Here is a 15,925-nt window from a genome sequence, read left to right as displayed (position 1 = left end):
GTCTTGATCCTCGTGCCCACTCTCGTCCTGGTGCTCGTCGTGCTCGCTGCCATCGCGGTCGACTCGGCGACGGTCTTCCTCGGTCAGCGCCAGCTCGGCGATGCCGCCGCGGCGGCCGCCAACGACGCCGCCAGCGCCCTGTCCGACCCCAGCTTCTACCGTTCCGGACAGGTCGCACTGGATCCCTCGATCGCTCAACGTGTGGCCGACGCCTCCGTCACTGACCAGGATCGGTCGGGGGTCTTGATCGACGGCCCCGTCGACGTCAGGGTCGCGGGGCGGCAGGTCTGCGTGTCGCTCACCGGCCACGTCGAGGCGATCTTCGGCCGGGCCATCCCCGGCGTGCCCCACGCCACGACGGTACGGGCCAGAGCCACAGCTACGGCCGCTGGCGACCAGGGCACCGTGGTCCAGCACCGGTCGCTGTGCTGAGGGCGCGACCACCGTCATCGGGTGATGCTGATGATGTCAGCGAGCAGGGCGGGGAGGACCTCGTCGACTGATGGTGTCGCCGCGATCTCGGCTGCGAGGCGGCTGGCCTGTGCCGGTAGGTCGGCCTCGCCAGGGCAGTAGTGATCGCCTCGGCGATGCGAGGCGCGTCCTCCTCTGCGAGCTGGCGGGAGGCTTCAACGAGCACACCGGCGCCGGCCTGGCGATCCGTCGACCGTTCTCGAACTGGTCGGCGAAGAGCGGCACGATTACCAGAGGGACGCTGGCGGCGAGGGCGCCGAACACGGTCCCCGAGCCCCCGTGGGCGACCACCAGACTGGCGTCGTCGAGTACTCGGGTCTGGTCGATGTAGGAGCGCCATCGACATGTGGCCGAGCACGGTCCCGAACGTCATGTAGACGAGCGGCGCTCGGGACCCACGCCACCAGTCCGGCAGCTCCGCGGCGTGGTCTCGGATCCGGAGGCCATCGTCGAATCTGACGGTTGTCGGGAAGGGTGAGGGGTCGAGCGTGGCGGGGAGTCGGGTCAGGTACGGCGAGACCCGAAGCTCCTCGACCAGGCCGCGTCGGTGTTCCTCGAGGGCCGGCGCGACGCCGGCGATCGAACTGGCCTCCCCTTCAGCCAGCGAGATGGCGAGCTGGGCGGTCGGGATACCGAGTCGATGGGCTACAACTGCCGACGCATACTCACATGGGTCGCGCAGCACGAGGTCCGGCGCATACTCGACGCACGTCTGCTCTGCAGTCGGCAGCATGGCCGCCGTTGCGAGGCGACCGAACAGCTCCCGGTTGCCGGGTATGGACGCTCGCTGTGCCGGCGCGGCCGTTAGCTGTTCCCTGATCTGCGCCACCTCTGCCTCTGGGGGCTCGCCTCCAGCCTGGAACGGGAAACCGGACTGCTCGACGATCTCTCCGAGCGCTGGCGGTCCAATGACGAGGACCCGGTCTCCCCGCCGCTGCGCCGCTGTGATGGGGACACTGCCATCCGGCACCGGTCGCCTCTTTGAGGGGGCCGCTGATTGGTCAGCGCGTCAACGCGAATGTCCAGTTGGTCGCGGAGTCATTGTCGCTGGCAGGGTCGAAGGGTCGGGGGCTCCTGGATTGTCCCAGCGCCAAGGGGGGAAGTCTCCTCTGCTTCCCCAGCCGGTAGCCAAAATCTCGGCCACCCGCCCGCAAGGTTTTTGTCTCTCGGGCGTTCCTCCTAGGACAGGGTCTTCTGTTCTGTCTTTGTTCTGTGGTTCGCGCCGCTGGGAGGTACTGCATGGCCGCCATCCGCCTGGGGGAAAGCCGAGGGTCTCACAGACGGGTCGTAGCGCCGATCGTCCCGTCCTTACCCCCACTGCTGCGGAGCGCCTCGGACGGTCCCTCTCCCCCCAAAGGGGGACGATCTGTCGCCAAGATGCGACGGTTCTGGGACGACCCTGCCTGGGGCAACGCGACCTGGTATCTCGAGACCACCGGCAGCTACGCCGAGCCCAATATTGCGCAGTACTTCGAGGCCGGCCGCACCATTGTGAGCGACGCGCTCGATCGCGCGCCCGTCCGTCCTCGCCGCTTCGAGAGAGCAGTCGAGATCGGTCCTGGGCTGGGTCGGAATTGCGTGGCCCTGGCCGATCGTTTCGAGGAGGTAGTTGGGCTCGACGTCTCGCCCGACATGGTCACGCGTGCCCGCGGGCTGGTTCACCACCGGCGGATCAGCTACCTGACTGGGGACGGGTTCAGTCTTTGGCCCGTCGCCGACGCCAGCGTCGACCTCGTACTGTCCTACACGGTCTTTCAGCACATCCGCAAAGTGGGCGTGATAGAGAGCTACCTCCGGGAGGCAGCACGTGTGCTCCGACCGGGCGGGGTCGTCGCGTTCCAATGGAACAGTGAGCCTGGGCCGCTTCATTGGCGGATGCGGAGAGCGCTCCTGGCGGCGGTTGACCGTAGCGGGATCCGCTACGAGCCCTACGGGCGCAACCCTTCGGAGCTTCTCGGATGCCGGGTACCGGTGGATCGGGTCCAGCTCGTCCTCCGGTCGTCGGGCCTGTCGACCGCCCGGGTCAGAGGAGAGGGGACCATCTTCACCTGGGGATGGGCGCAGGCGCCCTGACGCCGCGATGTCCGGTGCGGACGGTACGTCGTCGTCTCCCGCTGGCAGCCAGGGGAGGGGCGAGAGGTTGGTCGCCTGTCAGCATCTTTCATGCTATTCTGTGCCAGTGGCTCGGCTGGGTGAGTACGAGGTGGACGGATTGCTGGGTCGCGGATCGGTCGGCTCCGTATACCGGGCGCGGGCCCGTGCTGGCCGCCAGGCTGTTGCCCTCAAGCGGGTGCTTTGGGCAGGCGACGAGCACCTGATCGAGGACTTTCGAGCGGAGGCGGCGATGCTCGCCGAGATCGATCATCCGCACATAGCCAAGGTCGTCGACATGGTCGTCGACGACGAAGGGCTCGTCATTGTCATGCAGCACGCCGATAGCGGATCTCTCGCCGACCTGTTGCGCCGCTGCGTGCGCCTGTCGCCCGACGAAGGCGCCACCTTGGTGGCCAAGGTTGCCGACGCGCTCGGCGCTGCACACGCACACTCGATCTTGCATGCGGACGTGAAGCCCTCGAACATCCTGATGGATGGCGACGGCGAGCCGCTGCTGTCGGACTTCGGCCTATCGCGCTGGATGGCGGAGGCGTTGCCGTCGGACGGAGCCGTGGTCGGGACGGCCGAGTACCTCGACCCGGCCGTCGCCAAGGGTGCTCCACCGAACGCGGCGAGCGACATCTATTCGTTGGGGGTCGTGTGCTACGAGGTCTTCGCCGGGCGGTTGCCCTATCACGGCATCAATCCGGTAGCCACGCTCAGGGCTGCCGACCGGGGCCGGGCGGAGCCGCTCACGCACGCCGCGCCGGCCGTACCTTCTGTCCTCGCCGCCGTGGTCGAGCAGTCGATGTCTCGTCGGCCGCAAGCACGCCCTTCATCCGCCGGCGAGTTGGGTGATGCTCTCCGATCCCATATCGAGGGGCACCGCCGCCTTCACTGCAAGCCGACACGCGTTCTCCCGACTGGACGGGGCGCGACCGAGGACTTTGGCCAGTCAACTGGACTACGAACCCTTCGCGCCCGGCACCCGGCTGCCGATAGTCGGCGCGAAACGCCTTGGTCAGTCCTTCGCTCGCGAGGGCCGATGGTGTGTGCCGGCGGCGTCACGGCTGCAGCGCTCGTGCTGTTGGCCGGCTGGGCGTTCGAGCACCACCAGGGTGCTCAGCGCTCGGGCGCTGCGTGCGGGGCAACGACAACTCCAGCGCCGAAGCAGGCCAGTCCTTCCACCGTGACGGCGACGGTGCTGGCCGACGTCGCTGGCAATGGATGTCGGGTGCCGGTTACGTGGTCGTCGGGGATGGCCACCGTGTCCTTGGAGCGGGGTCGGCCTCCGGATCGGTTCGCCCTCGGGACGGCAAACGATCAGCTACTCCTGGGCGACTGGAATTGCAGCCGTAGCGCCACTCCAGCGCTCTACCGTCCAAGCACGGGCCAGGTCTTCTACTTCGCTGCTTGGGCAGAGCCGGGACACGACGTTACGCCGAGTGTCGCCGAATCCACGGCCATCATCGATGGGGTGCCTCGCGTCATCCATGATGGCGTCCACGGCTGTGATCGGGTCAAGGTGGATCTGCCTGTGGTTCGACCCCAGTAAGCAGCGGAGACATAGCGGCCGTCCCGATGATGTCGCGCCGCTGGCGCACACCGGGGGCGGAGCAGGACCCATGACCGCGGTGGAAGGCGCCAGTCGTTACGGCAGTGGCATCACCTATTCCATGACCGGTCCGCTGATTGTCGGTAGTGACGCCTACGCCGGGACGTTCAGCATCGTTGAGAGCTGGGGACCTACTGGTGGGCTCGCGACAACGATCCAGGGCAACGCGAATGGCAAGATGCTTTCAGGACCATGCGCTCCACTTACGGGTGTTCCCACCGCATCCCAGGGAGTCAACGCATTCACCTGCGCTGTCGATCTGGACGGATCGACCGCCAACCTCACGTTCGACCTCACCATGGTGAGCACTGGCTCCTCACAGACGGAGCCTTCCGATTTCACCTACACCTTCGCGGGTGCGTACACCGCCGACTGAGCCGTTCGCCTTTCGGCGGTGGTCTCGCGGCGAAGATGGTGCCGAGGCAGCCTTGACCTGCAAAAGGCCGTGGCGGAGCTCCAGCCGTCGATCGGCCAGGCGGTCGATCAGGTCGGGCTCGTGTGATGCGAACAGAAGGCTGCCGCCCGATCGTTTGAACTGCTCGACGCGATCCAAACAACGGGCTCGGAACCCCTCGTCGCCAACCATGAGCACCTCGTCGATGAGGAGGAGATCGGCCGGCGCGTGCATGGCGAGAGCGAAGCCCAATCGGGCCACCATGCCCGACGAGTACTCACGGAGCGGGCGCAGGAGCGCTGGCCCGAGCTCGGAAAACTCTCCGATCGCAGGACGCAGCCGAGTCAGGTCAGCCCGCCCGAGGCCCAGCAGGCCGCCGGCGACCTCCAGGTTCTGCTCGCCCGAGAGGTGGTCGCTGAAGCCGACACCCAAGCCGAGCACGGCAGCGACGCCGCCGCGCACGGACAGATGCCCGCACGTGGGTTGCTCGACCCCTGCGACAAGGCGGAGCAACGTGCTCTTTCCGGAGCCGTTGTGGCCGATCAGCGCGACCGACTCGCCTCGGCGAACCGAGAATGACACCTCACGAATGGCCCACTGGACCGGTCGTGGTCGCCGCCACGAACCCTGAGAGAGTGCGCCACGCAGCGTGTCAGTCCCGATGAAATGGACGTCGTAGCGCTTCCCGACGCGGTCGAGCTCGAGCACCGCGCCTGCTGTCATGCTCAAGCCTCTGCCACGAAGCGATCGGCCGCGGACGAGAACCAGCGCCAGGCCGCGGTTCCGCCGACCGCCACGAAGACCGCCGTCCAGGCGAGCGCCCACCCCGGCGGCCACGACCCTCCGTAGAGAACGCTCCGGAATGTCTCGACAATCACAGCCACCGGGTTCAGTAAGTACACGACTCGCCACGGCATGTGGACCTGGGCCGACGAGTAGAAGACCGGAGTCGCATAGAAGCCCAGGAAGAGCGCAAGTGGCACGAGGTGGGAGACATCGCGGAAGCGGACGCAGAGTCCCGATATCAGCAACGAGGTCATCGTCACCAGACCCAGCAACGCCGCCAGCACCGGCGCCAGGGCGAGCAAGCGGGGCCCGACCGTTCCGTCGGCCACCACGAGCACGGGCGCCACCACGAGGAGCTGGGCGGCGAGATCCACCACTGCTGAAGCAACGGTAGCCAACGGCAGAGCGACCCGGGGGAAGGCGGCCAGCCGCAGCAGGTCGCCGCGACCTCGAATCGAGCCCGTCGCCTCACCGACGGCGGTTTGAAAGAAGAGCCATGGCACCAGCCCGGCGAGGAGGAACTCGGGATACCGCGGCTCGGACACCCGGACCACCTGGCCGAAGAGCAGAACCAGCACCGTGAAGTAGAGAAGAGGGCGTGCGACAGCCCACCCGATGCCAAGGAGCGAACCTGCGTAGTGCTCCCGCAGCTCTTGGCGAACGAGAGCGCCCGTGGCCATCCGAAGGTGGCTCCACGATGAGCGGCGTGCGCCGTCCCTCACGGCCGGCTGGATCGCACCACAACGGACCTTAGTCAGGGATCGCTCCACAGCCGGCACATCTGACGCGCCGTCTGGCTCGACGGCTTCGTCGGCGAGCATCGCCACTTCGGCCGCCGCCAGCTCATCCATGGCCTCGCCCGTTGCAGCTCGGCCGTGAGATCGTCCCGAGCGGCGCAAGTAGGCGGCGATCACATCGCCGTGGCTGGTCGGTTCGATCTGCCAGAGCAGGCGGGCGACGTCGCTCCACTGAGCGCCCAGGCGAATCCAGTCCAGGTCGACATCGGTCGCTTCGTCCGGGGTTGCCACACCCCAGACCGGAACCTCGGCCTGTCGGCGGACGAGAGCGTCGAGATCGGATGCCACCGCATCCAGGGCGGTTACCACCGCCGCAGGGGGGGACGCGAGCTCGCCCAGCTGGGTGGCCCGCACGAGCGACGTCAAGGATCTCGGCCGGTCATCCCCGTCTCGCGCCCGAAGCACTTGAGTGAGAGGCCCGGAAGCGGCGTGGACGGCCGCCCAACCTTCGGCGGGCGGTCGACCCGAACCCGCGGCCAGCGTCAGGGCCACCAAGCTCTCGAAGGGCTCCGCCAGTGATACAGCTAGTGGGTTCGCAACTAGGGCGTTCGTCTCGGCCAGGTGGGCGAGCTCGGCTGCGTCGGTGTCGGGCCCTACGTCTACCCGCGTGAGCGCCAACGACTCAGGCCAGCCCGGCTCGGGTCGACGCCAGTCCAGGCAGCCGAAATCGAAGCCGCACTGAGTGACCGTCGCGATGACCTCGGCGTCAACAACACCGTGGGGGTACGAGAAGGATCGCACCAGTCGCCCGCTCGCGTGTTCGAGAACGACACGTGCTGCCGCCACCTCGCGAGCTAGCTGATCGATTGGCACCTCGGTGAGCGGGGCGTGGCGCCAGGCGTGGGCCCCCACTTCGTGACCCCGATCGGCCACTTCCCGCACCCCGTCGGCATCGAGCAGCTCGAGGTCGGCGCAACCCCTGTCCCAGTCGTTCACCCCTCCCAGGGATCCTGCGACAACGAACAGGACCGCCCGCATCCCTCGCTCCTCGAGAAGGGGTGCGGCCACCTCCAGGAAGCTGCGGTAACCATCGTCAAAGGTGAGGACGATCGGGCGACGGGGTCGTCGGTCCGCACGAAGTGTGTCGAAGGTGACCGCTTCGTAGCCCGCTGCGACCAGGGCGTCGAGCTGGACGGTCAGGGTCTCACGGGAGACCGCATACGGACGCATTGACCGATTGGGTGCGTCGCCAACGTGATGCCACATAAGAAGCGGCACAGGGGCGTCAGCGTGACGCGTACTCGAGGGTGTCGCGTGCTTGGAGAGGTCGGTGGTTACCATGGACGTCTGATCCGCTCCCGCCACCGGGACGCGTAGGCGGTCTGCAAGGCAACGATCGGTCCAGCCAGATAGCCGAGCAGCTCGGCCCCACCAAGATGGAGAGGACGAGACCGCTCGTATCGGCACTCCTCGGCGAGCAGGGCAGTCCACAGTGAGAGGATCTCCCAGTTGCGGTTGTCGATCGCTCTCAGCACTACGTTGACCGAGCGGCCCAGCCCGTAGCCGAACAGCTGCCGGCGGAGAGCCGATCGACTAGTACGGTGCTGGTGGCGAACCATGACGGCCGGGTCGTACAAGACCGACCACCCACCTTGCACGACGGCTTGGAGGAAGGCGTCATCCTCGGCTGATGCGGCCCGCGTCCCGGCGCCGAGACGTTCGTCGAAACCGCCGACGGCAGCCCACGCCCCTTGGCGGACAGCGAGACAGGCTCCGACCGCCATCCAGTCACCATGCCGCAGTGGCCACCACCGATCGGGCGAGGAGTGCGCGTCGTAGCGGATGGGGAGAAAGCCCCTGCCGTGTCCGGCAACGCGCTCGAAGTCCTCCTCGGCACCGCAGTCGATGGAGGCGGGCAGCACGAGACCGCCGATGGCACCGGCGTCGGGGACCTGATCGATCGCGCCCCCGAGGCGGCGGGCAAGCTCGGGAGCGCTTCCGGAACGCAGGCGGCAGTCGTCGTCGAGGAACAGCACCCAGCGAGAATCTACCCGCGCGAGGACGCGGTTTCGGGCGGCGGCGAGCCCCGGCCGGGGATCGTGCTCGTAGTCGACCCCGGCGGCAGCGCACATGGCGGCCAGCCGTGGCTGGTCGGTCCCGTTCTCGAGGACGACCACGTCGAAGGCACCGGCCAACTCGCTGACGAGTCCGGCGGATACCTCGGGGCCCCGAGTCGTGCAGATGGCCACGACCAGCTCGCCTGGTTCGAGTGGCCGGGGAACCGACGTGAGCGGATGACGCGGCGGTCGACGACCCCGCTCGAGCGCGTCGATGATGTCGTCGCGCGTTCGGGGTCTAGTCCGCAGCCGAGGCGCCAGGTCAGCCGCGACCGAGGGCACCAACGCGGTCGCCAGTACGTGCCTGGATAGCGGTCCGGCAGCGTTGACGACGCCCGCCGGACGGCCGTCGACGCGGAGCAGCAGCCGCCGGTCGTGCCGAGCGGCGCCGTTCGTCGATGCGCCCCCGGGCTCGTCGACGACGTGCCCGGTCTCGACATGCGCCTCCGCATGCGTCCGATGGCTCGGGGGGACGGGTGCCGGCCAGGGTTCGCGAACCAGGTCGCCCAGCAGCCACGCCGCGTCGGCGAGAGCTCGAGCGCGCCGGCGCCTGAGCACGAGCGTCTCTATCCCTCCAAGCACCTCCAGGCTGACGGTCTCCAGCCCGTGGTCGAGGAACGGCGGGTGGAGCGTGTCAGCACTCGGCCCGTGCTGCAGGACCAAGATGCCTCCCGCCGTCAAGCTGCGGACGAGTCGCTCTCGGACGAGACGAGCTTCGTGTAGTGGGACCTCCTCGAGCTGGCCGACGCAGACGACCGTCTCGTAGCGACGCATTGGGAGACGGCGTCGGATGCTCCCGGGGCGAACGCGAATATCCCCGTGGGCGGCGAGCCGTCGACTCCGCGCCGGGTCGGTCTCGAGTCTGACGAGCACGGTGGCCCGGTCAGCGAGCAACGCTGTGAGCTTGCCCTCATCCGAGCTGATCTCGAGGGTTCGTCCCGTCAGGTTGGGGAGTGCAGCGAGGATGGCCCGATGCCGGCGATCCGCGCCGCCGGATTGGACCTCGCTCTGGGCGGGAGATCGGGCCTGGTCACAGCGAAGGTCGGCTGCCGTGGGGCCGAGGAACGTCACCTTGTCGCCTGTCGAATCTGGGCCCGGTAACGCAGGAAGCGGGCGGCTCCGACGGCCGCAGCGGCTGGCTGCGCCACCAGCCCGGTGAGGGACACGCGGGGTCGCCCCAGGACGGCTCGACCCGCCTCGGCCGATGCCAGCCGGAGGTTCCAGCGCCACTCGCGGGCGAGAATCCGGAGCGCGTGCAGCTGTCGTTCTTCGGTCAGCACCTTCGCCGCTTGGGCGCCAGCGCCAAGGCCATAGCGGATGAGCGTTCGCCGCAGGGCGCGTACGGTCTCCGGATGATCGTGGTAGACGAGTGCTTGGGGCTCGTAGACCACCGTGGCTCCGGCGGAAAGCGCCCGTCGAAAGAGGTCGAGCTCGTCCCCGCTGCCCATCGGCGTCCCAGCGCCGAGGGCCGCGTCGAACCCTCCGAGGGCCTCGAGCGTCGTGCGTCGCCACGCCATCGACGCCCCTGTTCCCAGGCGCCACGCGTCGTAGGGGGAGTCGGGAGTTCCGGTGGTCCCGCCGTAGCGCGCTCCCGCCCACCCGCGATGGTACGGATACCGGTCGTCGACCACGAGCGGCACCGCCAGGTCGACCCTTTGGGCCAGCACTCCCGCAGTGACTCCGTCGACACTCGAATCGGCCAAGGGCTGTCGCAGTGTCGCCAACCAGCTCCGGTCCGCCACGCAGTCGTCGTCGATGTAGACGACGAGATCACGGTCGGCCTCCTGGAACCCGCGATTCCGGGCCCACGAAGAACCCGGGCGTGTCTCGTGGATCCACCGAGCGCCACCTCGGGTGGCGACTCGACGACCCGATCCCGAGGGGCTGTTGTCGACCACGATCAGCTCGTCCTCGTCGCCCAGCTGCGGAACGAGCGACTCGATGCAGTGGGCCAACTGGGCTGGGCGACTGGCCGTGCAGACCACTACGGCGAGCGGCTCGGACGGTCGGACCGTGGCTGTCACCGACCATGCCGACCGGTCACCCACCGCGGACGCCACGCTCCGTGTCTGCCAGAGCGAGCCGAGCTCGTCGATGACCTCGGCGGCGACGTCAGCGGGCTCGGCCGACCCCGAGACGAGGTAGCAGCCCAACAGGTCGTCGCCATCCCTCACCTCGACGAAGGTCGCCGGAGGGAACGCCGCGGGCCCTTGCCTCGCCAGTTCCACAAGGTCAAGGCGCACGACATCCACACCACGAGTGTTCGACGGGCGAGAGGCTGCTCCTTCACGGGCGGAACAGTGGGTCAGGGACAGCGACAGCGGGACCAGCGGGCCCAGCGGGCCAGGGAGGCGACGGCGCTGTCAGGCGCGTGAGGGTCTGTCGCTGGCGGCCCTGAGCGTCAGGTGAGCACGTACGTGGTCGGCCCAGAACGCCGCCTGAGCCCGGTCCCGCCGCAGGCGAAACTGAAGGTAGAGACGGGCGCACCCGGCCAGGTTGAGGGCGCGAAATGCCGTGGTGGAGATCGGGCGGTGGTGACGGCCATAGAAGCGGTACGTGTTGTGGAGGTAGGTGGCCGTTCGTCGCCGTCCGTAGGCGGCTTCGCCCGACGCGTTGCCAACGTGGCGGACGACCGCACTGGGCTCGAACCTGATCTCCCAGCCTCGCTGCCGGGCTCTCCACGCCCACTCGAGATCCTCGACGTACATGAAGAACTCCTCGTCGAATCCGCCGATGTCCTCCAACGCAGCGCGGCGGAGCAACAGCGCCGCCCCCACGGCCCAGTCCACGGGGCGCGGGTGGTCGTGCATCCACGACCCCATGAGCAACAGATCCTGCGCTCGACGTCGGCCGACCCGGTGATAGAGCCCGGCGCCCGTCACGGCCGCCACCTTGAGCGAGGGGAAGGGATACGTCGAGTGCTCGAGGGTCCCATCAGGTCGCTCTAGACGAGGGGCGACGGCGGCCGCAGAGGGGAATGCCTCGGCGGCGCGCACGAGCCTGCGCACGGCACCCGGCTCAGGCCAGGCGTCTGAGTTCAGGGCGAGGAACCAGGGGGCATCCGAGCGGGCAAGCAGCGTGTTGACCCCGGCGGCGAAGCCCAGGTTCTCCGAGGCGGCGTCGACCTCGGCGTCGGGGAACTGTGCCGCAACCGCTTCGGCGGTCCCGTCGCTCGATGCGTTGTCTCGGACCAACAGGCGCAGCCGACAGCCGTCGCTGGCGTCCATGAGGCGATGAAGGGCCGCGATCGTGAGCTCGCGGGTGTTGAAGGTCACCATCCCGACGTCCACCCGCGGCAGATCCTCGAGGCTCACCTGCTGGCCACGCGGTGACAGCTGCGGCGCGCCGTGACTGGTCACGGCCGTGTCGCCCAGCCCCACGTGAAGAGCGTGCCCTCACCGCGAGTTCCCAGAAGTCGCAGACCGGACTGGGCCAGCACGCGCTCGACCCGCTTCACCGGCACGCAGCTACCAAGGAACTCCGAGGCGTCACGTCCGTGGGACTGCTCACGAAGCCCGGCGCGCTGCATGGTGGCGTAGAGGGCTCGCCGGGCGGCCCACCGCCGAGTCCCCATCGTGCTGTTCCACTGAAACACGAAGAGACCTCCCGGGCGGAGTACTCTGCCCGCTTCGTCAATATAGCCCTCGATGATCGGCACCTTGGGTATGTGTTGAAAGACGGTGAACGACAGCACGAGGTCGGCCGTGGCGTCACCCAGAGATCCCATCGTGGCCCCGTCGCCTACCTTGAACTGCACCCGTGGGTCCTTCACCAGGTGGCGCGCCTGCCTCGTCATCTCGGGTGAGATGTCGATGCCGACGACCTTGTCGAATCGTGTCGCGAGCGCTTGGCAGATCCGACCGAGTCCCGATCCCACCTCGACGGCCAGCCCTCGGGAAGGCGGCTGGACGGGCGCTCGGTCGAGCGCATCTGCAACGATCTCTTCGCCGGCTTCGAAGAACTGGACCATGTCGGGACTGTCGTAGTCGACGGTGGTGTCGACGTACCAGGCTGCGTTCAGGCGGGCCCGGTCGTCCCAGTAGGTCCGCATGCTCCCGGTCGACCGGTCGCTCATTGGCCTTCTCCTCCTTGTGCGGGTTCGGTAGAAGCAGATCGTGGGGCTGGGCCGGGCATTCCGGAATGCCCAAACGGAAAGCTCATGAAACCGCGCCAGAAACCGGGTCCCCTGCTAAAATCGGGTCCACGATGACCGAGTCCATACGGTGGATGAGCACCAAGGAGGCCTCCGAGCGCCTGGGGGTGACCCTGCGGACGCTCTATCGCTTTATCGACGAAGGTCAGCTGGCGGCCTACAAGTTCGGGCGCGTCATCCGGCTCAAGGAGTCCGATGTCGACGGCTTCATCGACTCTGCTCGCATCGAACCTGGCAGCCTGGAGCATCTCTACCCCGAGCCCAAGACGGACAGCTCGCTGACCGAGCCCAGTCGCACATAGACCGCGGTGGGCGGTTCGCCCGCCACTCTCAGGGTTGCCACATCCACCCCCACCGAACGCAGCTGGCCCACGATCGCCTCGGGTTCTCCCTGGACGAGCACCCTGACGCGTGGCTGCTCGACCGCAAGCTCGGTGAGTATGTCCACCATCGAGGCAGCGAGCGGCACGGGTCGGGCTCCGGCAGCCTCCGGGGCTGGCTTGCCGCTACCTCCAGGCTGGGCCCGCAGCGAGGCGATGGCGTCGGTGGCCACGAAGGTCGTCCCAGCCATCCCGTCTGGTCCTCCACCCCCGTCGGAGGCGTCCGACCGCAGCACCCAGACGTCGCGCGCCACCGCGACCAGCCGGCCCCGGTGGGCGCGGCCCGCCGTTGTCTTGAGGACGACGGCGTCGCCTCGCTCGGTCAGGTCGAGGGCGACCCCGGGCAGGGTCGCCTCCTCCGCCGCCTGGCGGCGAAGCCATCGCTCCCGCGAGCGGGCGTTGGCCGCGTCGGACGCCCTGGCGTCGGCCGCCCAGCGGCCGAGGTCGCCGAGAAGCCTGTCGACGCCTTGCGGCTCGCGGCCAGTCGTCACGCCGATGACCACGCTCAACCGAAGTCCACGGCGTGCCGGCCTGCCGCCACCAAAACCTGGGCCTCGCCATCACCAGTGGCAAGGGCGAGCGTCCGGCCGTCGAGACGGACCGGCGTCCCGGGAGCGAGCTGGGCCAGCGAGAGGTCGGCGGATCCATCGGCCGTGGTGGCGACCGATCCATGCCGCCGCGGGGCAAAGCCCGCATCCTGCAGGCTTAGAGTCAGGGCGCCGACGTCGGTGAGCGTGAGGTCGAGCTGCGCCCGCGGCGGCGGTGCCGATCCCAGTCGCCAGTCCAGCTCCGAGACGGCCGCCGAGCTCGGGTCGCCGGGGACGAGGACACCACGTGTCAGCTCGATGGTGGCCGCCGGGTCAGGCCGGGCATGCGAGTTGGCGTCCATGCTAGCGAGCATGCCAGGTGACGCCTGGCGGCCCGACAGCCCCTCTACCCAACAGGTGCTCGCCGGGCCGATCCCGAGGTCCGGCCGGACCAGGTGGGGATACCAGCTGAATGAGACGTGGCCGGGGTCCTTTTGCCGGACAGCCTCCCCCATGTGGGTGGCAGCCGAGGAGAAGCCATCCTGGGTCGCGTAGACGAGGTGGTCCTCGGCCGGGTACAGCTCGAAGCGGTACCGCTCGCCGAGGGCGTCGAAGTAGTTGATCTGGTCGAGCACGGAGCTGACCGGCACCAGCTCGTCGATCGCCCGATCTACACCTGCCGACCGCAGGCCAGCGCCCGCCGGCCAGGCTGCCAGCCCGGTCGTTGGCTCGTCGTCGGTGTCGAGGGCCCACTCGGCGATCGGGATGCGGGGACCGGCGAGCGTGTTCCAGTCGACCCTCCACCAGGTGTCAGTTAGGGTGAGGCCGACGGCCGCCCGGAAGATGTCAGCGCCGTTCATATCCGCCGGCCCGGGTGGGTAGATGTACGTGCCCCTTGGTGAGCGCCAGGCCGGAGGCTGGCCTCGCCACGGTCGACCCCTGGGCTCCGTGGTCGTCGTAGAGGTAGTCGCTCCAGTAGCTGACGCCGGCGTCGAGGCGGCCAGTGCCGGAGGTTGGGGGAAGCTCTCCGGGAACGGCCAGCCGGTTGGCGTCGGGAGCCTGGGCTCGGGCCGCTGTGCGGCTGTGGGCACCCCGCTCGGCAACCCGGCGACCGGCGCGTTGGTCGTGGAGGCGGTTCCGGCGGATGCGACTGGGGTAGTTGTAGACGTGAGCATGGTAAGGAGCGCGGAAAAGCCAACGAGGCGTCTCGTGCCTGGTTCTTCGACAGCTGGTTTGGGCCTACCTGCCCGACCCGGCGCTCGCCGCTTGCTCCCCCGGGAGGTGGGCGGTAGGGCGACGCAGAAATAGACTCCCTGGATGTGAGCGATTGCATCTTCTGCAAGATCGTGGCCGGCGAGCTTCCGTCAGAGGAGGTGGCATCGACGAATGCGACGTATGCGTTCAGGGACATCAAACCGGGAGCGCCGACGCACGTGCTCGTCGTGCCCCGTCAGCACATCACTGACGCCAGCGCCATCCGGCCCGAGCACGCGGAGGTGGTGACGGAGATGCTCCAGCTGGCCCAGCGGGTGGCGGAGAGCGAGGGAGTCGCCGAGAGTGGCTACCGGCTCGTCTTCAACGTCGGCGAGGATGCTCTGAACTCAGTTCCTCATCTCCATCTGCATCTCCTCGGAGGACGGCGCCTCGGATGGCCGCCGGGATAGGGGTCGAATGATGGTTAAGCGCTTCCGATCGGATACCGTCCCTGATATGGGCTCCGAACCTGACGAGGCTGCAGGGTTCGATGGCCATCTCGAGTGGCCCAGCGAACCCGATGGTCTGCCGATGGCGCCCCGCCGCCCGGCGGCCGCCGAGGTGGCCAACACCGAAGCGGGAGAGGAGGGCCGGACGGCCGCCTCCGCCCGGAGCCCGCTGTCCGCCGATGTCTTCACGACCTTCGACGAGCTGCGCGATCGCGAAGGTCGCTTGGCGCGGGACATGCAGGATCTTCGTGGAGAGTCGCACGCCCTGGAACAAGAGATGGAGGAGCTGCACAAGGTGACCGAAGAGCTGCGGCACGCGGTCGATGGCCTCGACGCCACCGTCAACGAGAGCAACGAGCGTCTCGAGGCCCAGCTGGAGCAGTTGACGAGGGAGGTCCAGGCGCTGCGTCGCCGGATCCCGCTTCAGGCTGCTCGTCCGCCAGGTATCGGGCCGGAGCAGGTGGAGGCCGTCGCCGCCGCGGTGGCCGAGGCCCTCAGGCCGTCCCAGGCCGAGGCGGTCGCCAACGCCGTCTCCGAGGCGCTCGAGTCTGACCAGCTGGACGCCATCGCCGTGGCCGTTGCCGAGGCCCTCAGGCCGTCCCAGGCCGACGCCGTGGCCAGCGCCGTATCCGAGGCCCTCGAGTCCGACCAGCTCGACGCCATCGCCGTGGCCGTGGCCGAGGCCCTCAGGCCGTCCCAGGCCGAGGCGGTGGCCAGCGCCGTCTCCGAGGCCCTCGAGTCGGACCAGCTCGACGCCATCGCCGTGTCCTTGTCCGAGGCCCTCGGGCCGTCCCAGTCCGACGCCGTGGCTCGCGCCGTCTCCGAGGCGCTGGCGTCCGACCAGCTGGACAGCATCGCCGCTGCGGTGGCCGAGGCTCTCAGGCCGGCCCAGGCCGAGGCGATCGCCGACGCAGTGGCCGAGGCCGCGAAGTCGGCTCGCCCGCCTGC

The 15,925-nt window shown here is 68.7% G+C and carries 15 protein-coding genes; 7 read left to right on the top strand and 8 right to left on the bottom strand.

Features of this window, described 5'->3' with window-relative positions; translation table 11 throughout:
• The 4 genes from VGF64_07420 to VGF64_07405 form a co-directional block, all read left to right on the top strand.
• Window positions 1-432: hypothetical protein (locus VGF64_07420; GenBank protein HEY1634569.1), on the top strand; the 432-nt coding region annotated here is incomplete at its 5' end.
• A 1,416-nt stretch (window positions 433-1,848) separates the two neighbouring features.
• Entirely contained in the window at window positions 1,849-2,544 is a 696-nt protein-coding gene (locus tag VGF64_07415; GenBank protein HEY1634568.1) for a class I SAM-dependent methyltransferase, read from the top strand.
• Window positions 2,545-2,650: 106 nt separating this feature from the next.
• On the top strand, window positions 2,651-4,120 hold the full coding sequence (locus tag VGF64_07410; protein HEY1634567.1) for a serine/threonine-protein kinase: 1,470 nt from the start codon (window positions 2,651-2,653) through the stop codon (window positions 4,118-4,120).
• A 70-nt stretch (window positions 4,121-4,190) separates the two neighbouring features.
• Complete coding sequence (locus VGF64_07405; protein HEY1634566.1) at window positions 4,191-4,556, top strand: hypothetical protein; 366 nt, start codon at window positions 4,191-4,193, stop codon at window positions 4,554-4,556.
• Here the strand turns inward: VGF64_07405 and VGF64_07400 are convergent.
• The 6 genes from VGF64_07400 to VGF64_07375 form a co-directional block, all read right to left on the bottom strand.
• On the bottom strand, window positions 4,497-5,297 hold the full coding sequence (locus VGF64_07400) for an ABC transporter ATP-binding protein (protein ID HEY1634565.1): 801 nt from the start codon (window positions 5,295-5,297) through the stop codon (window positions 4,497-4,499). The genes VGF64_07405 and VGF64_07400 overlap by 60 nt on opposite strands.
• 2 nt (window positions 5,298-5,299) lie before the next feature.
• A complete protein-coding gene (locus VGF64_07395; protein HEY1634564.1) occupies window positions 5,300-7,327 on the bottom strand; it encodes a polysaccharide deacetylase family protein in 2,028 nt (675 codons plus the stop codon).
• 104 nt (window positions 7,328-7,431) lie between these two features.
• The gene (locus VGF64_07390; protein HEY1634563.1) at window positions 7,432-9,285 is read right to left on the bottom strand and encodes a glycosyltransferase; all 1,854 of its coding nucleotides are present in this window, start codon (window positions 9,283-9,285) and stop codon (window positions 7,432-7,434) included.
• Window positions 9,282-10,457, bottom strand: a complete 1,176-nt coding sequence (locus VGF64_07385) for a glycosyltransferase (protein ID HEY1634562.1) — start codon at window positions 10,455-10,457, stop codon at window positions 9,282-9,284. The genes VGF64_07390 and VGF64_07385 overlap by 4 nt, the downstream gene beginning before the upstream one ends.
• Window positions 10,458-10,577: 120 nt before the next feature.
• On the bottom strand, window positions 10,578-11,594 hold the full coding sequence (locus VGF64_07380; GenBank protein HEY1634561.1) for a glycosyltransferase family 2 protein: 1,017 nt from the start codon (window positions 11,592-11,594) through the stop codon (window positions 10,578-10,580).
• Window positions 11,570-12,289: a class I SAM-dependent methyltransferase gene (locus VGF64_07375; GenBank protein HEY1634560.1), complete on the bottom strand. Its 720-nt coding sequence runs from the start codon at window positions 12,287-12,289 to the stop codon at window positions 11,570-11,572. Before VGF64_07375 ends, VGF64_07380 begins: the two co-directional genes overlap by 25 nt.
• Before the next feature lie 131 nt (window positions 12,290-12,420).
• Between VGF64_07375 and VGF64_07370 the strand changes: the two genes are divergently transcribed.
• Window positions 12,421-12,669 (top strand): excisionase family DNA-binding protein, encoded by a 249-nt coding sequence (locus VGF64_07370; protein ID HEY1634559.1) that lies wholly within the window; start codon window positions 12,421-12,423, stop codon window positions 12,667-12,669.
• On the opposite strand, the gene VGF64_07365 is transcribed toward VGF64_07370, so the two are convergent.
• Both VGF64_07365 and VGF64_07360 read right to left on the bottom strand, forming a co-directional pair.
• Window positions 12,618-13,256, bottom strand: a complete 639-nt coding sequence (locus tag VGF64_07365; protein HEY1634558.1) for a hypothetical protein — start codon at window positions 13,254-13,256, stop codon at window positions 12,618-12,620. The two genes, VGF64_07370 and VGF64_07365, sit on opposite strands and share 52 nt — an antisense overlap.
• Window positions 13,253-14,134 (bottom strand): hypothetical protein, encoded by an 882-nt coding sequence (locus VGF64_07360; protein ID HEY1634557.1) that lies wholly within the window; start codon window positions 14,132-14,134, stop codon window positions 13,253-13,255. Before VGF64_07360 ends, VGF64_07365 begins: the two co-directional genes overlap by 4 nt.
• Before the next feature lie 459 nt (window positions 14,135-14,593).
• Between VGF64_07360 and VGF64_07355 the strand changes: the two genes are divergently transcribed.
• Both VGF64_07355 and VGF64_07350 read left to right on the top strand, forming a co-directional pair.
• Window positions 14,594-14,938: a histidine triad nucleotide-binding protein gene (locus VGF64_07355; protein HEY1634556.1), complete on the top strand. Its 345-nt coding sequence runs from the start codon at window positions 14,594-14,596 to the stop codon at window positions 14,936-14,938.
• Between the two features lie 46 nt (window positions 14,939-14,984).
• Window positions 14,985-15,925: hypothetical protein (locus VGF64_07350; GenBank protein ID HEY1634555.1), on the top strand; the 941-nt coding region annotated here is incomplete at its 3' end.

This window comes from Acidimicrobiales bacterium (genome assembly GCA_036491125.1).
Taxonomy (GTDB): Bacteria; Actinomycetota; Acidimicrobiia; order Acidimicrobiales; family AC-9; genus AC-9.
This window is presented reverse-complemented; position numbering and strand designations above follow the sequence as displayed.